The sequence below is a fragment of the Microbacterium sp. C-MGS6 genome (assembly GCF_058140415.1).
In genome coordinates this window covers 2,354,537-2,372,567 of the sequence record NZ_CM176934.1, presented here as the reverse complement: position 1 = coordinate 2,372,567, position 18,031 = coordinate 2,354,537, and the positions used below count along the sequence as shown (strand labels likewise).

The 18,031-nt window shown below is 68.4% G+C and carries 29 protein-coding genes; 9 read left to right on the top strand and 20 right to left on the bottom strand.

Features of this window, described 5'->3' with window-relative positions:
* Positions 1-106: 106 nt before the first annotated feature.
* Positions 107-403: a DUF7882 family protein gene (locus AC3B5L_RS11630; protein WP_187661902.1), complete on the top strand. Its 297-nt coding sequence runs from the start codon at positions 107-109 to the stop codon at positions 401-403.
* 24 nt (positions 404-427) lie between these two features.
* Here the strand turns inward: AC3B5L_RS11630 and AC3B5L_RS11625 are convergent, their stop codons facing one another.
* The 4 genes from AC3B5L_RS11625 to AC3B5L_RS11610 all read right to left on the bottom strand — a co-directional run bounded on the left by AC3B5L_RS11625 (position 428) and on the right by AC3B5L_RS11610 (position 1,977).
* Positions 428-700, bottom strand: coding sequence for a hypothetical protein (locus AC3B5L_RS11625; protein WP_187661901.1), 273 nt, complete (start codon positions 698-700; stop codon positions 428-430).
* A 10-nt stretch (positions 701-710) separates the two neighbouring features.
* On the bottom strand, positions 711-890 hold the full coding sequence (locus tag AC3B5L_RS11620; protein ID WP_187661900.1) for a hypothetical protein: 180 nt from the start codon (positions 888-890) through the stop codon (positions 711-713).
* A gap of 82 nt (positions 891-972) precedes the next feature.
* Positions 973-1,305 (bottom strand): hypothetical protein, encoded by a 333-nt coding sequence (locus tag AC3B5L_RS11615; RefSeq protein ID WP_280568796.1) that lies wholly within the window; start codon positions 1,303-1,305, stop codon positions 973-975.
* Positions 1,306-1,332: 27 nt separating this feature from the next.
* Positions 1,333-1,977 carry a hypothetical protein gene (locus AC3B5L_RS11610; protein WP_187661898.1) on the bottom strand — a complete coding sequence of 215 codons (645 nt, stop codon included), beginning with the start codon at positions 1,975-1,977 and terminating at the stop codon, positions 1,333-1,335.
* Positions 1,978-2,680: 703 nt separating this feature from the next.
* Between AC3B5L_RS11610 and AC3B5L_RS11605 the strand changes: the two genes are divergently transcribed.
* Both AC3B5L_RS11605 and AC3B5L_RS11600 read left to right on the top strand, forming a co-directional pair.
* Positions 2,681-3,538: a hypothetical protein gene (locus AC3B5L_RS11605; protein WP_490095786.1), complete on the top strand. Its 858-nt coding sequence runs from the start codon at positions 2,681-2,683 to the stop codon at positions 3,536-3,538.
* A gap of 97 nt (positions 3,539-3,635) precedes the next feature.
* Positions 3,636-4,352 (top strand): DUF3800 domain-containing protein, encoded by a 717-nt coding sequence (locus AC3B5L_RS11600; protein WP_490095785.1) that lies wholly within the window; start codon positions 3,636-3,638, stop codon positions 4,350-4,352.
* Positions 4,353-4,490: 138 nt separating this feature from the next.
* Here the strand turns inward: AC3B5L_RS11600 and AC3B5L_RS11595 are convergent, their stop codons facing one another.
* A complete protein-coding gene (locus tag AC3B5L_RS11595) occupies positions 4,491-4,706 on the bottom strand; it encodes a helix-turn-helix domain-containing protein (RefSeq protein WP_490095784.1) in 216 nt (71 codons plus the stop codon).
* A 67-nt stretch (positions 4,707-4,773) separates the two neighbouring features.
* Between AC3B5L_RS11595 and AC3B5L_RS11590 the strand changes: the two genes are divergently transcribed.
* Positions 4,774-4,947, top strand: coding sequence for a hypothetical protein (locus AC3B5L_RS11590; RefSeq protein WP_490095783.1), 174 nt, complete (start codon positions 4,774-4,776; stop codon positions 4,945-4,947).
* Positions 4,948-4,950: 3 nt separating this feature from the next.
* Here AC3B5L_RS11590 and AC3B5L_RS11585 read toward each other — a convergent pair whose 3' ends face one another.
* The 8 genes from AC3B5L_RS11585 to AC3B5L_RS11550 form a co-directional block, all read right to left on the bottom strand.
* On the bottom strand, positions 4,951-5,871 hold the full coding sequence (locus AC3B5L_RS11585) for a hypothetical protein (RefSeq protein WP_490095782.1): 921 nt from the start codon (positions 5,869-5,871) through the stop codon (positions 4,951-4,953).
* Positions 5,872-5,882: 11 nt separating this feature from the next.
* Positions 5,883-6,116, bottom strand: a complete 234-nt coding sequence (locus tag AC3B5L_RS11580) for a hypothetical protein (RefSeq protein ID WP_490095781.1) — start codon at positions 6,114-6,116, stop codon at positions 5,883-5,885.
* A gap of 13 nt (positions 6,117-6,129) precedes the next feature.
* Complete coding sequence (locus AC3B5L_RS11575; RefSeq protein WP_490095780.1) at positions 6,130-6,444, bottom strand: hypothetical protein; 315 nt, start codon at positions 6,442-6,444, stop codon at positions 6,130-6,132.
* Positions 6,441-6,770: a hypothetical protein gene (locus tag AC3B5L_RS11570; protein ID WP_490095779.1), complete on the bottom strand. Its 330-nt coding sequence runs from the start codon at positions 6,768-6,770 to the stop codon at positions 6,441-6,443. Before AC3B5L_RS11570 ends, AC3B5L_RS11575 begins: the two co-directional genes overlap by 4 nt.
* On the bottom strand, positions 6,767-7,012 hold the full coding sequence (locus tag AC3B5L_RS11565) for a hypothetical protein (protein ID WP_490095778.1): 246 nt from the start codon (positions 7,010-7,012) through the stop codon (positions 6,767-6,769). The genes AC3B5L_RS11570 and AC3B5L_RS11565 overlap by 4 nt, the downstream gene beginning before the upstream one ends.
* Positions 7,009-7,239, bottom strand: a complete 231-nt coding sequence (locus AC3B5L_RS11560) for a hypothetical protein (RefSeq protein ID WP_490095777.1) — start codon at positions 7,237-7,239, stop codon at positions 7,009-7,011. The genes AC3B5L_RS11565 and AC3B5L_RS11560 overlap by 4 nt, the downstream gene beginning before the upstream one ends.
* Before the next feature lie 146 nt (positions 7,240-7,385).
* Positions 7,386-7,772 (bottom strand): hypothetical protein, encoded by a 387-nt coding sequence (locus AC3B5L_RS11555; RefSeq protein ID WP_490095776.1) that lies wholly within the window; start codon positions 7,770-7,772, stop codon positions 7,386-7,388.
* Positions 7,769-7,963, bottom strand: coding sequence for a helix-turn-helix domain-containing protein (locus tag AC3B5L_RS11550; RefSeq protein ID WP_490095775.1), 195 nt, complete (start codon positions 7,961-7,963; stop codon positions 7,769-7,771). Before AC3B5L_RS11550 ends, AC3B5L_RS11555 begins: the two co-directional genes overlap by 4 nt.
* A gap of 242 nt (positions 7,964-8,205) precedes the next feature.
* On the opposite strand from AC3B5L_RS11550, the gene AC3B5L_RS11545 reads away from it, so the two are divergent.
* Complete coding sequence (locus AC3B5L_RS11545; protein ID WP_490095774.1) at positions 8,206-8,751, top strand: hypothetical protein; 546 nt, start codon at positions 8,206-8,208, stop codon at positions 8,749-8,751.
* On the opposite strand, the gene AC3B5L_RS11540 is transcribed toward AC3B5L_RS11545, so the two are convergent.
* From AC3B5L_RS11540 to AC3B5L_RS11520, 5 genes are all read right to left on the bottom strand, one after another.
* A complete protein-coding gene (locus AC3B5L_RS11540; RefSeq protein ID WP_490095773.1) occupies positions 8,748-9,818 on the bottom strand; it encodes an arsenate reductase/protein-tyrosine-phosphatase family protein in 1,071 nt (356 codons plus the stop codon). The genes AC3B5L_RS11545 and AC3B5L_RS11540 overlap by 4 nt on opposite strands.
* Positions 9,815-10,015, bottom strand: a complete 201-nt coding sequence (locus AC3B5L_RS11535; protein ID WP_490095772.1) for a hypothetical protein — start codon at positions 10,013-10,015, stop codon at positions 9,815-9,817. Before AC3B5L_RS11535 ends, AC3B5L_RS11540 begins: the two co-directional genes overlap by 4 nt.
* Positions 10,002-10,721, bottom strand: coding sequence for a hypothetical protein (locus AC3B5L_RS11530; protein WP_490095771.1), 720 nt, complete (start codon positions 10,719-10,721; stop codon positions 10,002-10,004). Before AC3B5L_RS11530 ends, AC3B5L_RS11535 begins: the two co-directional genes overlap by 14 nt.
* Before the next feature lie 109 nt (positions 10,722-10,830).
* Positions 10,831-11,049 (bottom strand): hypothetical protein, encoded by a 219-nt coding sequence (locus AC3B5L_RS11525; protein ID WP_490095770.1) that lies wholly within the window; start codon positions 11,047-11,049, stop codon positions 10,831-10,833.
* Positions 11,050-11,214: 165 nt separating this feature from the next.
* A complete protein-coding gene (locus tag AC3B5L_RS11520; protein ID WP_490095769.1) occupies positions 11,215-12,684 on the bottom strand; it encodes a recombinase family protein in 1,470 nt (489 codons plus the stop codon).
* Between the two features lie 119 nt (positions 12,685-12,803).
* On the opposite strand from AC3B5L_RS11520, the gene AC3B5L_RS11515 reads away from it, so the two are divergent.
* From AC3B5L_RS11515 to AC3B5L_RS11505, 3 genes are read left to right on the top strand one after another with little or no spacing between them, the layout of a single operon-like run.
* The gene (locus AC3B5L_RS11515) at positions 12,804-13,205 is read left to right on the top strand and encodes a TadE/TadG family type IV pilus assembly protein (protein WP_187661896.1); all 402 of its coding nucleotides are present in this window, start codon (positions 12,804-12,806) and stop codon (positions 13,203-13,205) included.
* Positions 13,195-13,629: a TadE family protein gene (locus AC3B5L_RS11510; RefSeq protein WP_490095768.1), complete on the top strand. Its 435-nt coding sequence runs from the start codon at positions 13,195-13,197 to the stop codon at positions 13,627-13,629. Before AC3B5L_RS11515 ends, AC3B5L_RS11510 begins: the two co-directional genes overlap by 11 nt.
* Positions 13,626-14,066 (top strand): pilus assembly protein TadG-related protein, encoded by a 441-nt coding sequence (locus tag AC3B5L_RS11505; protein ID WP_490095767.1) that lies wholly within the window; start codon positions 13,626-13,628, stop codon positions 14,064-14,066. The genes AC3B5L_RS11510 and AC3B5L_RS11505 overlap by 4 nt, the downstream gene beginning before the upstream one ends.
* 11 nt (positions 14,067-14,077) lie before the next feature.
* On the opposite strand, the gene AC3B5L_RS11500 is transcribed toward AC3B5L_RS11505, so the two are convergent.
* Complete coding sequence (locus AC3B5L_RS11500) at positions 14,078-15,319, bottom strand: MFS transporter (protein ID WP_490096405.1); 1,242 nt, start codon at positions 15,317-15,319, stop codon at positions 14,078-14,080.
* Between the two features lie 122 nt (positions 15,320-15,441).
* On the opposite strand from AC3B5L_RS11500, the gene prfB reads away from it, so the two are divergent.
* On the top strand, positions 15,442-16,551 hold the full coding sequence (gene prfB / locus AC3B5L_RS11495; protein ID WP_187661893.1) for a peptide chain release factor 2: 1,110 nt from the start codon (positions 15,442-15,444) through the stop codon (positions 16,549-16,551).
* A 57-nt stretch (positions 16,552-16,608) separates the two neighbouring features.
* Here prfB and AC3B5L_RS11490 read toward each other — a convergent pair whose 3' ends face one another.
* Positions 16,609-17,952, bottom strand: a complete 1,344-nt coding sequence (locus AC3B5L_RS11490; protein ID WP_490095766.1) for a DUF2510 domain-containing protein — start codon at positions 17,950-17,952, stop codon at positions 16,609-16,611.
* Between the last annotated feature and the right edge of the window lie 79 nt (positions 17,953-18,031).

The following is an 18,031-nucleotide window of genomic DNA, read 5'->3' as shown; positions in this document are numbered from 1 at the left end:
CTGCCGTTGTCCGTCGTGTTCGCGATCTACCCTGGCCTGTTCATCCTGCGGCTCGGCATCGGATGAGTGGTCGTCGGGGGAGGCCGTGGGGGCTTACCTTTTGTCTATGGGAAGTCTCGAGTACAACAGCTCTCGTCCGCCGATCGAGGTCGACGACACCGTGCTGGCGCATCTGAAGATCGTGATCTCCACGAAGCTCCGTCGCCAGGAGAGCTTCATGATGACGTGGCCGTCGGGGAAGAAGAGCCCTGGCCGACTGTCCGCGTGGATGCACCCGGCGATCCCGCTGGTGCTCGAGTTCGACGCCGAGCCGCCGCCGGCGATCGATCCGGCCCGGGTCAGTCACATGATGGAGCGGCTGAACGCCCGCGGTGAGCTCGTCATCGACGAGTTCACCTCCTGATCCCGCGGCGGCGCTCCGCGACGCTCAGACGTCCCAATCCGGCAGTCCGCCGAGGTCTGAGGCGAGGCTCCCCTCGTCGGAGGCCTTGACCTGGAAGAGGAAAACCCGCGAGGTCGGGTGGACGAGCACGCTCGCCAGGCCGTCCGACGTGGCGAACGAGACGAAGGTGGGTTCAGCGCGCGCGGCGGCCTCGATCCTCTCTCGGAGGGCGGCGACATCGGTGCCGCGGGGCAGGGGATAGGTGAGCCCGTCGATCTCGACTCTGGCCCGCATCTCATCGTCAGGTCCAGGGCGCATGCGTGACAGGCTATCCCTCGTCGGGATGACCGGACCCGGGGTTGTGCGATTCGCGTGACGGGAGTACAGGGCCTCGCCGCTTCGCCCTCCGCGCGCCGATGACGATGACGATGACGGCGACGAGGATCACCACGCCGACGACGATCGCGATCAGCACCGGAATCGACGGCAGCAGGGGGTTGGGCTCCATAGGCGGGAGCCTATTGCGTTCCGGCGGTTCCGATAGGCAGTGACGCACTCCGCCCGGATGCACCGTCTCGGCATGAGCGGCCTTACCTCGAGATCCACCTCACACCGTCGATGTCGGGCGGTAACCGAGTTGCAGCGTTCGTCTCGAGCTCTTCTACCAGGGGAATGAGGACTTCCCAGAGCGCCCAATGCTGCGGTGTACCCGTTTCTCCTGGTGTCTTGTTCTTACTGCGCATATGGGCCGGAAGTGGCGTACGCCAACCGAAGCGCGACCCGGCGGAGTCTGTAACGTGCAGCGTCAACGACTCGCCGTCGGCTTCCAGATGCGTCAACTCGAGTTCCGCCGGCACCACGATCGTCCCGTGCGCCTTATCCCATTCTTCGCGGACCGCTGAGAGAAAGGTCTCTGCATTCACGTCGCTACCCATGCGTAATGCTGCCCTTCATCCCGCAACGTTAATGACCCACTGGGGGCACACCGTGACGCCCATACAGTATGCCGTGATAAGTCCCTTTTGCTTGCCGTCGCTCATGCGGGCGTTCTCGATCACCACTTTCACTGTCATCGAGCGCTTCGGCTTGCAGGAACCGATCCAGCACTCCCATTCGATCGCGTCCGTCAAGTAAATGATGGAGGTGCCTTGAGTGACGCGGCCGCCGGTCGGCCTCGGGAACTTTGTGGTCTTCTTGATCATGTTGAGGTTGACATGATGCTTGTTCTGAACCTTGGTGAGACCCCACGTGGTTCCGTTGCCCGCGCGAGCAACGATCGGCTTTGCAATGTTATCGGTCCACGTCGAGACGATCCGATAGGCCGTGTCACCCGCGGCCATCGCTGCGCGGTCTTTTGCTGACCCACTCGGCATCTTGCTCGAGTCGTAAGGGGCAGCCAATGGAGTGTCCGAGGCCTCGAGGGATTCCACCTCGGCGATCTGGGCTTCTACGTCGGTTTGCGCGGCCGTGCCAGCGCTGTCTGTCGGCACGAAGCCGAATGTAGTGATCGTCGTCCGCTCGGACTCGTCGGGTGCTTTAGCCGCTGCCGGCGCGACGCCTGTTCCCAGCATCGCGACGATAGCAACCAACGCCATCCCTGCACGCCATCCCCACATCTCCGAACCCCCATCATCGCTATATGGCTCGCACCTGCGGGCCAGCGTCACAGTAACCTCGGAGCGATGAGGTGTCTGTCCCCTTTTTGGGGGACACAAGACAAAAGACACAAGATGAGCCACTATGTGGCAGTCCATGAGGATCTGTCGGCGAGCACGTCATCGCGTCCGGCCGTGGACGTGTGGCGCCTCCGTGGCTAGGCGAGCTTCGGCATGGCGCGAGATGCACGCGAACAACACGGGTGCGCTCGGTGACTTCTGGCACGATCTGGCAAGCCGGCTCCGGCTCGGACAAAGACCGCCTCGAACTGGTATCGCCGCGTGAGGGCGCGGGTCACCCGCACGGTCCTGTGGATAATGTCCGCGCCGCGGCAGGTCTTCGATGCACACTGGCCGCATGATCTCTCGTGCGCGCTCGATGCTCCGTGCCTTCAACGACGACGAACGGGGAGACGTCCCGGGCTGGGTGCTCGTCACTCTGATGACCGCGGGGCTACCGGTCCTAACGGCGAGCGGGCTTTTCGGCCTTCTGGCCTGCTCTCGGGAGGGTTCGCGGCCTCGACTTCTCCCGTTCCCGTGCGCGGGCGCGCGGTTCAAGTTGTACTCGTGGGGTTGGGCCCCTCGCCTGTCCGCTTAGCGTGTCCCTGTCTAACGTCGGTTAGTACCCAATATGCTCCCCAGCGTGGAGCCTTGGGAACCGTGGGACGCATCCGAAGAAGAGATCGCTGATCTCTACGTCATCCGTGAGCAGATTCCGGAGAGCCTGGAAGGGCCAATCTTCGAGTGGTTGCGGAGCCTTTTCTATCAGGCGACACAGTATGGCGAAGTGAATCCGGGGATGGTCCACTTCATCGAGACATCCCTCAGGACGCGGCTCAACCAGCCGCACCCGTCTCAAGATGAACTCGCGTCCGCGGTCACGGCCCGCGGCGACCAGTTCACCCTCCGAGTTATCGACCTGCTCCTGTCCACCTTCGAGCCCGAGATGCCGTACGGATCGATGCCGGAGAAGGTCGCGGTGCTGAACGTACACATGGCGCGGAGCGGCTCGGCGGTCATGATCGTGGGAGAGGACCGGCATTACAGGCTTGCTCGGCGCCTGCCCGAGGGCGTGGAGGAGGCCGCTCAGATGGCGGTGCAGGATGCCAACGGCACTGCCGGGCGGCATCTCGTCAAGGCGTGGCAGGAGATGCAGAGCATCGACCCCGACGCGAGCAAGATTCTCCGCGAAGGCATTCAGGCGGTCGAGGCCGCCGCCGGAAGCGTGGTCATCCCCAAGGACAAGAAGCCGCAACTGTCGAAGATCGTCGGCGCGCTCCGACAGCAACAGGGATGGGGGCTGGCGTTCGCACGGCGCGACGACAATCATCCTGATCACCTCGCTGTCCTCCTCGGCATGCTCGAAACCCTTGCCTTCGCTGAGCAACATCGACACTCAGGGCATGGCTACTCCTTGGCCGAAGCGACCGGGCACGTTCAGTTGGCGGCGACTCTCGTTGGGTGGTTTTCGGCAGGGGTCGTAGTTCGAGACGACTCATGATGCTCGACGGTCGCGAGCGCGTACCGGAGCGGGGCTAGGCCGGTCTGCGCTGGCGCGTCTGCGCTCGGCTTCGGGCACATGGCGATAGGTTCTGTCCATGCGCGCGGTCTACGTTGACGAGTCGGCTCGGGGAAACGACTACTACTTCTTCGGGGCGCTAATCGTGGACGATGCCTCTGTGGTGAAGATCGAGCGCGGCCTGAACGGCATTGGGCGCTTGTTGGCTGATAACGTCCCCGGTTTCGACCCGCGCACCGAGTTCCATGGCACCTGCATGTTTCAAGGCAACGAGGGCTGGAAGGGCGTTCCGGTCGCGTGGCGCGCAAAAGCATCTGACCTGGTCGCCAAGGTGATCGAGCAGTCAGGCGCCGAGTTCATTTGGCGGGGTATCGACCTCAACGCGCATCGCCGTCGATACATCGACCCCTACCCGGCACATCTTGTTGCTCTTGCGCAGATTCTCGATCAGGTGGACAAGCGTCTTGCTCGCCAGGGTGAGATTGGCGTTGTCATGGCCGACGATCACCATAGTGCGGCCGAGAGCCGTCGGAATCTTGTTGACTTCAAGATCGCGAGCGTTCCGGGATATACCGGCAGGGTATTTACCAACCTCGCCGACACCCTCTACTTCGGCCCCTCCCACGCGAGCCGTCTTCTTCAGGCGACCGACGTAGCGACGTTTTTCGTTAATCGGGGACGGACCATGACCGAGAGCGACCCTCGTAGCGCTGAGGCCGTAAAGCGGATCGTTCTCCGGATCCGAAACGTTACGGTGCACCGATACATGTGGGCACCGCAACCTGATTGGCGCTAGCGCGCGCTCTCGCTACAAACACAACGCCCCGCCGGAGCGGGGCGTTGGCTGGGTACGGGAGGCTTTGCAGCGTCCTGTGGTGCCGAGCATACACAGGGGCTCCGACGATCCGCTGAACCGACCGGTGATTCGCTTGAACTAACCGTCGAGCAGGGAGGCCGGGGCAACGTTCAAGGTCGCGGCCAACTGCACGATTATGTCGAGCGTCGGGTTCCGGCGGCCGCGCTCGATGCCGCTGACGTACGTGCGGTCGAGTCCGGCGCGGTTGGCGAATGCTTCCTGGGACCAGCCTCGCTCCTCACGGAGCGCGCGCACTCGTGCCCCAAAGTCGGTTCGGTGGTTCGGCAAGGTCACTGATCCACGTTCTCGGTATGCTGACGATGAGTCCACGGACTATGAGTCACATCTCACGGAGGCCACAATGGCGAGCAAGCGCGATCAATACGAAACCAAGACGCTGAACAGCGAGCGCGAGGCGGAGAAGTACATCCGCAAGGGTTGGGAAGTTGTCTCCAGCACGTCGAGCGGAACGTGGGTCACCGGGAAGCGCACGAAGGTGATCGTGCGCCGCCCGAATCCGAAGTTCAAGGGATAGTCGTCACCAGTCGCCGCTCAGGAGCGACTTGCGCAGGCGGTCGAGGTTCAGGTGCCCGAACGGCTTGCCGTTCGGCTTCCGACCGGTCACGCCCCAGCCGCGGGCGCCGTTCACGGTCGGAGCGTAGGGGCGCTTCCGGCGGATCGCTCGGTCGGGGTCCACGACGGTCAGGATGGCCGCGTCGAGCATGTGGCTCCCGGCGTCGTCCTGCGCGGTCTGGCACTGCGGGCACAGGTGGCCGGTGACAGAGCCGCCGACGCCGCTGAGGACGGATGCGTTCACGGTCGTTTCCCGCCACGGCGTGTCACCGTGCCGGGCCAGCACCTCGCCGACGCCGCAGAGCAGGCACGCGCCGCTCGGGCTGGTCACGGGGCGCGGGGGCAGGCGGCGGGCAAGCCAGCGGGCGTACTCGCGGCGGATGTCGGTGCGAAGGTCGGTGCCGACGAACAGCCACGGCTCGCTCGCGGCCTGCTCCTCCCGGCTTCCGCGTCGTAGCAACGGGGAGAAGCGGGCGGACCATCGTGCGGCGCCGCCGAGGGGTGCGAGTTCGAGCAGTTCCCCCAGCGCCTCGGCGGTTGTCTGCTCGGGCAGGGTGGCGCCGATCACCTGGAGCGCGTTGAGGGCGCAGGTCACCTGATGCCGTGCCGGTGAGCCGATGCCGCGAGCGATGCGGGGGTTCACGTCGAGCAGTCGGGCCGCGTGCTCGCCGGTCGCCTGGCAGGTGTCGCACAGGCCGAGGTCCACGGTCCCGCCGTTTACGACCTCCTCCACGCGCGTGCCCTGGCCGGAGCCGACGGGCACCTCTCGGCTGAACACGTCGAATCGGATGGTCGGGCCGGTCGTCGGCGTGCCGCAGTGCGCGCACGCCGTGGCACCTTCGGGGCGGACGGCTACACCGAGGGGAAGGGTGGTCGTGGCGGTCATGGTGTCTCCAGTCAGAATCGGTTGATCTCGTGGGCGTCGAGGTCGCGCCAGGTGCGGCGGGTCGGCTCGGGCGCCGGGGGTTTGGGTGCGGGCTTCGGTGCGGGTCGGCGCGGTCGCGGCTTCGGTGGGCGCTCGGCCACCGCGGAGCGTTCGGCTTCGGCTCGCTGGCGCTCCTCCTCGGCGCGTCGGGCGGCGCGGTGTGTGTCAGATTCGCCGGGGTAGCGCGCCCCGGATGGGATCGGCATCGCGGGGCTCCTCTCAGATCGCGGTCGCCCGGATCGCGTGGTGGATGCGCTCGCCGCAGGCGCCACGGACAATCGAACCGGGCCAGCACGGCTCATCGGCGGCGGCGTGCGTGCAAGCGAATGACAGCGCCGCCGGTACGAGACGTGATCCCTCCAGCGCCGCGCGGATCGCCGCTGTGGCCTCGGGCGGTGTCGTGCCCGCGAGGTCGCTCTTGTAGACGCCCTGAGCGATGGCTTCGTACGCCGCCATCGAGGCTTTCACCCCCGCGTCGCCGATGACGTGACGGGCGTGGTGGATGCGGTGGGGGTCGAGATTGCGACCGCTCATGCTGGGCTCCATTCGAAGGTGTCGGATGTCTCGTGTATCGCCGCGACAAGATCGGCGCGGGCGAGGGCCACGAGTTGTTCGTGGACGGGCTGGAGGGTCGTGTGTCGGGCCTCGCGCTCACGGTCAGCGCGGACGCGGGCGGCGGCGCGCTCCAGCCGCTGAGCGTGCGCATCGGCGAGCAGGATGCGGGCTCGTTCGGCGAGTGCTCGGGTGCGCTCTGTGGCGTCACGGCGGCGCCGGTCGGCGGTCACCTCTCGGGCTCGCATTTCCCGCTCGGTCAGGGTGGGGATCGGTCGCCGTTCCGAACGGCGCTTCGGGCGGCTCATCGGTCCTCCTCGGGCTCGCCGACGGCCCATGCCAGGTCGTCAGGGTGCAGGGTGCGCAGGAACGCCCACGCCTCGTCTCGTGGGCCCGTCGGTATCGGTTCAGGGTCGGGCACCGGCGGTAGCGCCTCCAGGATCGCCTCTACGATCTGGGGCGGCAGTTCGGCGATGATCGCGGTCTGCTCCTCGGGCGTCATCGTGGCGAACAGTGCCGCGAGGTCGCCGTGCTCGTGGTCGTCGCTCATCGCTTGATCTCCCCTCGGATGACGGCGAGTTTCGCCGCGACCAGTTCGAACGCGCCGTCGCGCCCGTCGATGAAGCCGCCCTGCCGTCCGATGCCCGCCCGGTCGAGGATGTCCTGCGCCGCGCGGAGGCGTACCGCGCTGAACGGGCTGGTCGTCATCTCGCGGGCAATGGTGGCGAGGGCCGGGTTCACCAGTTCCGCGAGCCGCAGTTGCGCCGATGCCTTCACCTGCGGGGCTCTGCCGCCGTGCGCAGGGCACACGGTCCCGCCTGCGATTGCCCACCGGGCGCACGGGTCGCCGTCGCGCTTGTGCGCTCGGCATCGGCGCGGGTGTGGGGTTCCTTGGGTGCGGGGTTCGATGGGTGCCGGGGTGCTCATCGCATCCGTCCTTCCGCGTCGAGTTCGAACAGGGCCGGGACGGCAGGCAAGAGGGTCACCGGCATCTGACCGGTGACTCGCCGCCCCGGCGGCTTGGATGGCAGTGGGGTGACGGCGAGGTGTCGGTGGTCGCGGCGTTCGCGCGCGCGCTGTGCGTCGTAGGCGTTCGCGTGCTTCCAGCAGGCGGGCTCGTACTCGGTCAGGTCGGTGCTGTAGGTCACGGAGCGCCCGGAGGAGTTCGTGCCTGCGACCACGGAGGAGTCGTTGCACCGGCATCGCCATGCGGCGGCGGCACGTCCGCACTCCACGCAGGGGAGCCCGCGGGCGGGTCCGCGCGTCTGGCGGAGTCGCCTGTGCACGCCGCTGTACGTGGGCGTGCTCATCGTGGCTCCACGGGCTTCACCGCGGCGGCGAGGGCGTCGAGGGTGATGACTACGCGACCGCCGATTTTCGCGGCGGGTAGTTCGCCGCGTTCGATCCATCGGCGTAGCGTGCGCTCATCCTTGCCGAGCATGTCGGCGGCGCGTCGGAGCGAAACGTGCTCCGGGATGGGGCTTGCGGGTGGCGTGGGCATGGGACTCCTTCGATGGAGCCCGGCCCGAGTCCGCCAGCGGCACCTCTCATCGTACCCGCGTGTGCCCTTGCACGCCATCGTTTGTCCTACGTTTCTTCGAGGTCAACGCTGTACGACGATCTGCGGGCTCGAAGGGGCGTTCGGAGGTCACTGGGCCGGCGAGGACGTTCTGGAGCGCTGGTGCCGACGTAGAGCGCTCGCCGCATGTCCCTCCGTCTGATCGCCGCCGCTAGTGTGGCGTCGTGATCATCTTCCGGGCCGCTGCCACCGCTGCCACCGCTGCGACAAGCATCGATCCTCTGGCTGTCGTCGTCATCTCTGCAACTGGCGGTGCGCTAGTGACGGCGCTGTTCGCGTTGATCGGAGCCGCCGTGTCGGCGAGGCGCGAGCACTCCAAGTGGCTCCGTGAGCAGCGCTTCGAGGCGTACCAGCGCGTTCTGAGGCTGATCGAGCACATGCGTTACCTCGACGACGACCGTCGGCAGTGGAAAGAGATGACTGATCTCCCGGCCGATATGCCGAAGGAGGAACAGGCGAGGATTAGGGACGCCTTCGGCACGATGGTTGGCGAGGACTCGACAGCCGCCGGACAATGGCGAAGAGGGCGCGAGATTCGTGAGGAGCGCGTAGAGGCTCACGCTGTGCTGTCTATCGTTGGTCCGCCACGGGTGTACTTCGCGCTCGAAGTCGCCATTGCTGCGCTCACAGATGGCGATGAGAAGCGGCACCGCGAAGCGGTCGCGCAACTGAATCAAGAAATCAACAAAGCGCTCAAGATCAAGGATTAGGCGGACGCTGGGCCGTCACGCTCCCTCTCACGTCGCCTGAGGATGGCGCTCCTGGCCCGGGCGAGGTCCGCCTCGGTGATGGTCCCATGAGGGGCGGGCGCATGCCGAGGCGTGACGGTTGCAAGAGGAAGCGTTGCCAGTACGTAGCGGCAGATATCGTCGATCTCCTCGTAGGCGCGCTCTTGGAAGCGTTCGGGCAGGCGCCAGGGGTTCACAACTGGTCGCACGTCGATCTCGGGTCGTCCTGGCGTGTGGTGTGCGAGGAATCGGAGGTGAGCGCCCGCTCGGGCGTCGAGTGCCACGATGCGGTCGAAGTGGCTCAGGTCGCGGTGCGTGAGGCGCCGTGCGCGGTGTTCGGTGCCGTCGAGCCCGTGGCGGGTGGCGAGTGCCAGCGTGCCGGGGTCCAGCGGGTCGCCCGCCCGTGCGGTCAGCCCGGCCGATTCGACGGTCACCGGCACGCCCTCCTCGGCGGCTCGCGCTCGCAGGATCACCTCGGCCAGCGGCGACCGGCAGATGTTCCCCAGGCACACGAACAGGACGCGGGGCGGGGCGGGGCGCTCAGTGGGTGCGTCAATCAGTCTCACGGCGTGTTCGGGGGCGTTCACGACGTACTCGCCGCCGGGTGCGAACACGTTTCCGGTGATGCGCGCCAGGAGCCACGCCGGGTCGGCCTCCAGGGTGTACAGCCGCCCGCCGGGGTGGCGCTCAGCGTAGAACCTCGCGTCGGCCTCACGGGTCGTCCAACTGAGCCCGTCGCGGTAGGCCGGTGTGGCGCCCCGGTAGAGCGTCATCGGTTCTCGGGGGCGCATCCGTTCGGCGCGGAAGCCGTTGCGCAGGTAGCCGACGCTCTCGAACATCGTGATCCAGTCGGCGCGCGGTAGGTCGATCAGCGGCCAGCCGTCCGGCCCTGCGCCTCGCGCCCACGACGCCATCAAGATCACGGCGAGGTAGTCGGGGTGCGTGCCCCACGGCTCGGCGAACAGGTCGCGGACGACGGCGGGCGGCGTGGGGTCGCGGCGCTCTCGCTCGTACAGGCCGAGGAGGTCAGCGGGGATGGGGCGGCTCACGGCTCGTCGCAGTCGCAGTCGTCGTCCGGTGCCGTCACGTAGCCCCCCGCGATGCCTGCGCGGACGGCTACCGCGCGGGCTTCGTCGTAGCCGCGGGCGCCCCAGCGGTCGAGGTAGCGGCTCAGCATCGACGCCATCTCCAGCGTGTCGCTCATCGCTTCGGGGTTGTCCAGGAGCCAGGTGTCAGGCGTGGGCATCGCTCGTCACGTCCTCTCGGGTCGGCCAGGGGGAGCGTTCGGCTTCGGCGGCGATCTCGTCGGGGCGCTTGTCGCAGAGGATGCAGGAGCCGTCGGGGACGAGGCGATGCCCGCCGGGGGCGCACCAAGCGCCGGGCTGAACGGTGTACGCCGCTGAGACGGTCGGCTTCGCCGCGCGCGCCTCTCGCGCCTGCTGGCATCCTCGGCAGGGCGTCGAGGCGTTACCGTCGGGGTGCTTCGTGCATTGGAGGGCGGGCGCGCTCGCGCGTCGCTCCTCCTGTCGCTGGTTCTTCGCAGGGGTAACGGTCTGAGCGTTACCCATTACGGGCGAAACCGTTACCCTTTCAGGCCCGAAACCGTTACCCAATCCGGCCTCAGAACCGTTACCCATTTCAGCGTTGTCCACAGGGTCCGGGTGAAGCACTGCGAGGTCGTAGATCGCGCGCCGGGTGCGGTGTGCGTCGGCGATCTTCACGATGAGCCCCTTGGCGATCAGAGACGGGATGATGCGCCCGCTGAGCGCCTGCTTCGCCGCCGCCGTGCCGGGTTCTTTGCCGATCGCTTCGGCGAGTCGGTCGTGCCCCCACGAGTAGCGGAGGGAGCCCTGGAGCGCAGTCGCCATGTCGAGCAGCACGGCGCGCTCCGCGCTGGTAACGGACCGACCGGCCAGGGCTCGCTTCATGGCGGCGAGGTCGCGGAATCCCATCACGCACCTCCGGCGGTGTCGGTGCGGCGGGGTACTCTGGCCGTGACATCTTGGCGGCTGTCATCGGTTCGGCCCTCGCTCTCCTCTCGGCGGGGGCCGTTCTGCGCCGTCACGACGCTGACCTCAGCCGGGCCGCGAGCCGGGCGCACTGCGCGTCGGTCAGCGGGGGAGCGGTCGCCAGCGCTCGCTCGATGGCGGCGTTGATGTTCGCCTCGGCGAGGTCGCGCTGATGCTGTTCGATGACCTCGGGCGGGTCGTGCCGCCGGTGCGCCGTGGCGAGAAGTGATCTCGCCTTCGTCGGGGTGGGGATTGGTGCTGTGCCAGACACGGATCGGCCTTGTCTGCGCCCGCGTGGCATCGGGGGCGCCTGCCGATCCTTTCGAGTGCTTAGGCCGTGATTGGTCTGTTCAGTTGTGCGGTGTTTGGCGGTTCTATCCTACCTAGTTCCGGTAGGTATAGAAAGCACCGCTGATCTGCGCTTTCCTAACCCTGGTTAGTGGGCGGTGGCGTCGGCGTCGCGCCACTCGAAGCGGATGCGGTCGAGGTCCGGTTGGGGCTTGCCGTCGGGGCCGTTCGGGCGCCGTCCGCGGCGTGCCTTGTCGATCGATACGACCAGCCCCAAGTCCTCGATCACGCGCCGCTTCTCCAGGAGCGGCATCTTCCGATTCCACTTCGTCGGGATCGCCCGCGACAGCGCAAGGTCGGTCAGCGGTGACTGGCGGCGCATCGTGCTCAGCCGCTTCTCCAGCGCGTCTACCTTCTCGGCGAGTTGCCGCCCGCGCTGGCGCGCCTCGGCCTTCGGAAGCGCCCCGTCCGCCACGAGGTCGATGAGCGCCTTCTGCCGGTCCCGCAGGGCCGCGATCTCCGCCACGACAGGCGCCGTGTTGGGCTCGTCGCGGAGCCCTTTCAGAACGCGCTTGTCGGCAAGGCGAGCGAGCACGATGCCGTTGACGACGGGCTCGATCTCCTCGGCCTTGATCTGCACGCACCACCGCTCCTGGCAGGCGTACGCCTGGAACGTCCGCCGGGTGCCGTCTGCGTTCTTCCGGTAGTCGGGGCGGGCCAACAGGCGCGCGCCGCACACGCCGCAGAAGATCATGCCGCTGAGGAGGTGCTTCGTCGCCGTACTCCACGCACCCTCGCGGGTGCGCCCGTCGCGCATGGCGAGGTAGTCGCTCCACGTCCGCGAGTCGATCAGCGGCTCCCACGTCGGCTCAGCGTCGATGCGCTCGCCGAGGTAGGTCACGATGCCCGCGTAGTGCTCGTTGCGGAGCATCTGCTGGACCCGGCGCATCGACCAGTCGGCCTCGGCGCTGTGGAGAGGCACGCCCCGCTCGTTGAGGTCGTTCGCGATGGCGTACAGCGACTCCCCGGCGTTGTACCGCCGGAAGCACTCGCGCACGATCTCTGCTTCGTCCTCCACGATCACGATCTCGCCGCCGATGCGGTCGTAGCCGTAGGGGCGGCGGCTGAACTGCCAGTGCCCCATCCGTGCTCGTTGCTCGTTCGCTTCCCACTGCCGGATCGCCTTCTGCTCGCCCTCGTACTGCGACCACGCGGCGACAGTACGGGCGACAGCGCGCCCGGCGGGTGTGGCAAGGTCCAGCCCGCCCTTGTACGACTCCACGAAGTGCACGTCGATGCCGAGGTCGATCACCTTCTCCAGATCGCTCGTCAGGCGGAGCAGGCGGTCCTGGTGCCACGCGATGATGACCTCGGGGCGGGCGGCGATCATCGCCTCGAACTCGGGGCGCGCCTTGCCGTTCGTCGCGCTGATGTCATTGTCCACGTACACGCGCGTCACGCGCAGGCCGAGCCGGGCGGCGAGTTCGCGGCACTTCGGCTCCTGTCGTTCGACGCCCAGCATCTCGCCGGTGCGGTCCTGCGAGATGCGGCAGTAGATCACCGCAGTCTCGGGGCCGAGAGAGTCGAGGGGGTTCAGCCGCTTACGTCGTGTCGCCATCCCCCAATAATACCCTGGTGTGGTTATCACCGGGCTCGTCGTGCTCATCTGGGCGGTCGCCGGGCCTGCGCTCACCTCCCTCTTCGAGCAGGCCATCCAGCGGGTGTCGGGGCTCTGACATGCGCGCGCTTGCGGGGGTGATCGACGACCGCGGATCGAACCCGGTGGAGTTCGTGCTCGTCGGCACCCTGCTCACCGCGCTGACCCTCGCTGTGCTGCAGCTCGCGTTCGCGATCTACGTGCGCAACGTCGTCCACGATGCGGCCGTCGAAGGCGCGTACTACGCGGCGCTCGCCGACACGACCGACAAGGAGGGGGAGGAGCGGGCGCGCGAGGTCATCCGTCGCGCGGTCGGACCCTCCTACGCCGACGACATCACGGTCGCCTCGGCGCGGCGGGAGGGACAGGAGACCGTCGAGGTCCGCATCCGGACGACCCTCCCGGTGTTCGGCCTCGTCGGTGTCCCGGCAGCCCTGCAGGTCGAAGCCTCCGCACCGCCGGAGTCGTTCGATGCGCGATGACGCGGGATCGAGCTCGCTGGAGTTCATCACGGTCGGGGTGATCCTGCTCGTGCCGCTGCTGTACCTCGTGATCGCCGTGGGTTCGGTGCAGGAGCAGTCGCTCGGCGTCGAGGCCGCGGCGCGGCAGGCCGCACGTGCCATCGCCTCGGCACCTGACGTCGCAGGGGCCGCAGTCCGCGGGGAGCAGGTGCTGGACGGGATCGTCGCGGAGTACGGCATCGATCGCGCAGCGGTCGACGTCGCGGTGTCGTGTCGCCCCCGGGCATCGGCCTGTCCGGCGGCGGGAGCGACGGTGGTCGTCACGGTCTCGACCCGGGTACCGCTGCCTCTGGTACCCGGGGTCCTCGGACTCGACCAGGCGACGTCCGTCCCCGTGGAAGCCGTGTCGGTGCAGAAGGTCTCGCGACGCTGGAGCGGCGGATGAGCCGGCGCAGGCGCGACGGGGACAAGGACGGAAGGGGCGACGACGAGGGGAGCGTGCTGCTCCTCGTCCTCGGCTACCTGATCCTCGCGCTCGCCGTGCTGTTCGTGTGTGTCTGCGCCACCGACCTCTACCTCACCCAGAAGCGCCTGGACGGGCTCGCGGATGCGGCCGCGCTCGCCGGGGCGGACGGCTTCACGCTGCAGGTGGAGGGGGAGGTGCCGCGTGCGACGCTCACCGACGCGGGGGTGGCCGAGCAGGCGATGCCGCTCGTCCGTGACGCGGAGCTCGAGGCGACCGTCGTCGACGCGGGCAGCCCGGACGGCGTGAGCGCGCGCGTCACCGTCGCGGCGATCTGGCATCCGCCGCTGCTCTCGCCGTTCGTGCCCGAGGGGGTGCCGCTGCAGGCGACGGCGACGAGCCGCACGGCGCTGCGCTAGCGACCGGGCGCTCAGTCCTCGGACGGGTCCGGCGTGCTCGGCGGCGTCCGGGGGACGAACCGGGGGATCCAGCGGAGGAACCCGGCGGCGCCGACGAGTCCGATCAGACCCATGGCCCCGGCCGCGAACGACAGGGAGGCGACCGCGGTGATGCCCGAGACGAGGAGCGGAGCGACCGCGCCACCGGCATCGGTCAGCGTGCGCCACGACCCGAGGAACGCGGCGGGGTCGTGCTTCGGGGCGACATCCGCTCCGAGGGTGAGGAGGATGCCGCTGGACAGCCCGTTGCCGACGCCGAGGACCGCGGCGAACATGCCGAACCAGAGCACCGCGGAGTCGACGTCGTGCGTGAACGACAGGGCGAGGAACCCGGCACCCATCAGCACCATCGCGGGCATCGCCGCCCAGAGCCGGCCGAAGCGGTCCATCACCTGGCCGCTGGCGTAGAAGAGGGCGAAGTCGATGGCGCCGGAGACCCCGACGACGAGCGCGATGGTCGAGGCGTCGAGGCCCAGGGAGAGCCCCCACAGCGGGAGGACGACCTGCCGCGCCGACCGCACCGCGGACAGCGAGGCCGCGGCGAGTCCGAGCCGACCGAGCACTCCGCGCTGCCGCCACATGGTCTGGAAGATCCCGGCCCGCTCGACGATGGGGATCGACCCGGTCACCGCCTCGCCGCTGTCCTCCGCGAACCGGACGGTGGTCCGCAGTGGGGCGACGGTCTTCTCCGGATCCGGTCCGAAGAGCACGAGCACGACCATCACCACGAGGCAGGCGAGGAAGAACCAGATCGCGGCAGCCTCCGTGCCGAAGAGCTGCAGGAGGCCTGCGGAGACGAACGGGCCGATGAAGATGCCCAGGCGGAAGCTGCCGCCGAGCAGGGAGAGCGAGCGGGCACGGAACGCCAGCGGCACCCGCGTGGTCATGAACGCGTGCCGGGCCAGCCCGAAGGCGGCTGCGCACAGGCCGAGGAGGAACACCGACGCCGCGAGGACCCCGAGTGACGGCGCGAAGACCATGCCGACGGCGGCGAGGATGGCGATGACGCCCGCGATCACCATCGTGAACCGCTCGCCGATGCGCCCCACGGCCCACCCGGCCGGGAGGTTGCCGCAGAGCTGGCCGACCACGAGCGCCGAGGCGACGAGAGCCGCGAAGGCGACGTCGGCACCCATCGACGCGGCGATGACCGGGATGAGCGGGATGACCGCACCTTCACCGAGGGAGAAGAGGACGGTCGGCAGGTACACCATCGGCCCGAACTGGCGGAGGACCGTGGATGCGCTGCTCACGTCCCTCACGCTACTCCGGTCGGCGCGAAGGGCCGGACACGCCCGTCCCCGCGCGCGCGGGCGGCACGTTAGGCTGAGGTGTCATGCTCGAACTAGATCTCTCCGCCGAAATCCAGGCGCTCAGGCACACCTTCGGCGACATCAGCGAGGTCGTCGATGTCAACCGTCTCCGCGAGGACATCGCGCGTCTCAGCGAGGAGGCCGGCGCGCCCGACCTCTGGGACGACACCGAGAACGCCCAGAAGGTCACCAGCGCCCTGAGCCACCGCCAGTCGGAGCTCGCCCGCATCACCGGCATCGCCCAGCGCCTCGACGACCTCGAGGTGCTCGTCGATCTGGCGAACGAGATGGGCGACGAGGAGTCGGCGATCGAGGCGCGCAAGGAGCTGCAGACGCTCACCGACCTCATCAACCAGCTCGAGGTGCAGACGCTGCTCGACGGCGAGTACGACGAGCGCAGCGCGATCGTCACCATCCGCTCCGGCGCCGGCGGCGACGACGCCACCGACTTCGCCGAGATGCTCATGCGCATGTACCTGCGCTGGGCGGAGCGTCACAAGTACCCCGTCAAGGTGATGGACACCTCGTACGCGGAGGGCGCCGGTATCAAGTCGGCGACCTTCGAGATCGACGCGCCCTACGCCTTCGGCACGATCTCCGTCGAGGCCGGCACGCACCGCCTCGCGCGCATCAGCCCGTTCGGATCCGCGGACAAGCGCCAGACGTCTTTCGCCGCCGTCGAGGTCATCCCGCTCATGGAGGAGGCGACCGAGGTCGACATCCCCGAGAACGACATCCGGGTCGACGTCTTCCGCTCCTCCGGCCCCGGTGGACAGTCCGTCAACACGACCGACTCCGCCGTGCGCATCACCCACCTCCCGACCGGCATCGTCGTGTCGATGCAGAACGAGAAGTCGCAGATCCAGAACCGCGCCGCGGCCATGCGGGTGCTGCAGAACCGTCTCCTGCTGCTGCAGAAGGAGCAGGAGGCCGCCAAGAAGAAGGAGCTCGCCGGCAACATCACCGCGAGCTGGGGCGACCAGATGCGCTCCTACTTCCTCTACGGCCAGCAGCTCGTCAAGGACCTCCGCACGGGCCAGGAGTCCGGCAACCCCGCCGCCGTGTTCGACGGCGACCTCGACGACTTCATCTCGGCGGGCATCCGCTGGCGCAAGCGCAAAGACGAGGACTGACCCACACGACGAAGGCCCCGGGAGCTCCCGGGGCCTTCGTCGTGTGGTGCGGAAGGATCAGCGTGCCGACGCCTCGACGGTCACGCGGGCGACCTCCTGCAGCATCTCGTCGGTGATGACGATCACGTAGGACGGGCTCTCGGCGACGTCGAACGAGACGGTGCCCTCCGCGGTCGTCCCGGCATTCTGCTCCGTCGACTCGAGCGTCGCGTCGCCGAAGATGTCGTAGTCGCCCTCGACGCCGTCGGCCATCTCGACGGAGAAGTAGAGCGGGTTGACGTAGGTCGTCCCGTCGAGCGTCTCCCAGGCCACGTCGATCAACAGATAGCCGCCGTTGGCGGCCTCGAAGTCCGTGCCGTTGGTCGGTCCGAACGTGGCGGAACGGATGGTGACCTCGGCCGTGCCCTCGAGCTGCGGCACGGCGACCGGCTCGCCCAGCGTGCCCTCGGCGACCTCACCCGTACCCGCGTCGCCGGTGTCGTCGGTCTCCGGAGCCGGGCTCTGGCTCGTGCCGTCGTCGTAGTCGGGAAGCGTGACAGGGCGCACGGTGTTCGCGACGGCCAGCACGAAGAAGATGCTCACGACGATCGCGACGATGCCGCCGAGCACCGAGACCCCGAGGCCGGTGATCCCCGGCCACTTGGTGCCCTTCAGGAACAGGGAGATGAGCGAGACGATGAACCCGGCCGCCAGGAGGAACCAGGCGAACGGGAGCGTCAGGGGGATGAACGCGAGGATGAGGCCGAGCGCGGCGATCCCGAGACCGACAAGGCCGAGCACCGACATCTTCTTCGGGCCGTCGGTGGCCGGTGCCTGGCCCGGATAGGCGGCCTGTCCGGGGTACGCGCCCTGTCCGGGGTACGCGCCCTGTCCGCCCGGTACCTGTCCCGGGTAACCGCCGCCACTCTGCGAGCCCGGGTACGCACCCTGCGCCGGGTATCCGCCCTGGCCCTGATACGGGTTCTGGTCGGGGGAGAACGGTGCCGCGGGGGGATAGGCCGCCGTGCCGCCGTCGGTACCGGCCGGAGGGACGATCGGTGCCGCGCCGGGGAGGTCGTGCGCGCCGCTGGCGGGCGCCGTCCAGTCCTGCGCGGGCTCGGGAGCGACGATGAAGTCGGTCGCGGGCTCGTCCGGAGCGATCTCCCGTTCGGCGGCGACGGGTTCGGGTGTGGAGGGCTCCGCTGCGGCGGTCGGTCCCTCCGCCGGGGGAGCGCCGTCGGAAGTCGCCGCGGAGGCGCTCTCCGCGGAAGTGCTGTCCGCGCCCGCGTCCTCAGCCGCCGCAGCGGTCGTGTCCTCGGGCGTCGCGGTGGTCTCCGGCGCGAAGTGTTCGGTCCACTGCTGGCCGTCCCACCAGCGCAGGCGCCCGGAACCGTCGTCGTACCAGCCGGCAGGTGTCGTCATGGGGGTCCCCTCCGTGTGTGCGCTCGCGTGGTGGACGCGAATCGACACTCCATGTATAGCAGCGGGCGCGGACCTCGGT

Excerpts from the sequence above, each read along its gene's own strand:
- AC3B5L_RS11630 (WP_187661902.1), top strand. The coding sequence starts at position 107 with ATGGGAAGTCTCGAGTACAACAGCTCTCGTCCGCCGATCGAGGTCGAC.
- AC3B5L_RS11625 (WP_187661901.1), bottom strand. The coding sequence starts at position 700 with ATGCGCCCTGGACCTGACGATGAGATGCGGGCCAGAGTCGAGATCGAC.
- AC3B5L_RS11620 (WP_187661900.1), bottom strand. The coding sequence starts at position 890 with ATGGAGCCCAACCCCCTGCTGCCGTCGATTCCGGTGCTGATCGCGATC.
- AC3B5L_RS11610 (WP_187661898.1), bottom strand. The coding sequence starts at position 1,977 with ATGGCGTTGGTTGCTATCGTCGCGATGCTGGGAACAGGCGTCGCGCCG.
- AC3B5L_RS11600 (WP_490095785.1), top strand. The coding sequence starts at position 3,636 with ATGCGCGCGGTCTACGTTGACGAGTCGGCTCGGGGAAACGACTACTAC.
- AC3B5L_RS11590 (WP_490095783.1), top strand. The coding sequence starts at position 4,774 with ATGGCGAGCAAGCGCGATCAATACGAAACCAAGACGCTGAACAGCGAG.
- AC3B5L_RS11585 (WP_490095782.1), bottom strand. The coding sequence starts at position 5,871 with ATGACCGCCACGACCACCCTTCCCCTCGGTGTAGCCGTCCGCCCCGAA.
- AC3B5L_RS11580 (WP_490095781.1), bottom strand. The coding sequence starts at position 6,116 with ATGCCGATCCCATCCGGGGCGCGCTACCCCGGCGAATCTGACACACAC.
- AC3B5L_RS11575 (WP_490095780.1), bottom strand. The coding sequence starts at position 6,444 with ATGAGCGGTCGCAATCTCGACCCCCACCGCATCCACCACGCCCGTCAC.
- AC3B5L_RS11570 (WP_490095779.1), bottom strand. The coding sequence starts at position 6,770 with ATGAGCCGCCCGAAGCGCCGTTCGGAACGGCGACCGATCCCCACCCTG.
- AC3B5L_RS11565 (WP_490095778.1), bottom strand. The coding sequence starts at position 7,012 with ATGAGCGACGACCACGAGCACGGCGACCTCGCGGCACTGTTCGCCACG.
- AC3B5L_RS11555 (WP_490095776.1), bottom strand. The coding sequence starts at position 7,772 with ATGAGCACGCCCACGTACAGCGGCGTGCACAGGCGACTCCGCCAGACG.
- AC3B5L_RS11550 (WP_490095775.1), bottom strand. The coding sequence starts at position 7,963 with ATGCCCACGCCACCCGCAAGCCCCATCCCGGAGCACGTTTCGCTCCGA.
- AC3B5L_RS11535 (WP_490095772.1), bottom strand. The coding sequence starts at position 10,015 with ATGCCCACGCCTGACACCTGGCTCCTGGACAACCCCGAAGCGATGAGC.
- AC3B5L_RS11530 (WP_490095771.1), bottom strand. The coding sequence starts at position 10,721 with ATGGGATTCCGCGACCTCGCCGCCATGAAGCGAGCCCTGGCCGGTCGG.
- AC3B5L_RS11520 (WP_490095769.1), bottom strand. The coding sequence starts at position 12,684 with ATGGCGACACGACGTAAGCGGCTGAACCCCCTCGACTCTCTCGGCCCC.
- AC3B5L_RS11515 (WP_187661896.1), top strand. The coding sequence starts at position 12,804 with ATGCGCGCGCTTGCGGGGGTGATCGACGACCGCGGATCGAACCCGGTG.
- AC3B5L_RS11510 (WP_490095768.1), top strand. The coding sequence starts at position 13,195 with ATGCGCGATGACGCGGGATCGAGCTCGCTGGAGTTCATCACGGTCGGG.
- AC3B5L_RS11505 (WP_490095767.1), top strand. The coding sequence starts at position 13,626 with ATGAGCCGGCGCAGGCGCGACGGGGACAAGGACGGAAGGGGCGACGAC.
- AC3B5L_RS11500 (WP_490096405.1), bottom strand. The coding sequence starts at position 15,319 with ATGGTGTACCTGCCGACCGTCCTCTTCTCCCTCGGTGAAGGTGCGGTC.
- prfB (WP_187661893.1), top strand. The coding sequence starts at position 15,442 with ATGCTCGAACTAGATCTCTCCGCCGAAATCCAGGCGCTCAGGCACACC.
- AC3B5L_RS11490 (WP_490095766.1), bottom strand. The coding sequence starts at position 17,952 with ATGACGACACCTGCCGGCTGGTACGACGACGGTTCCGGGCGCCTGCGC.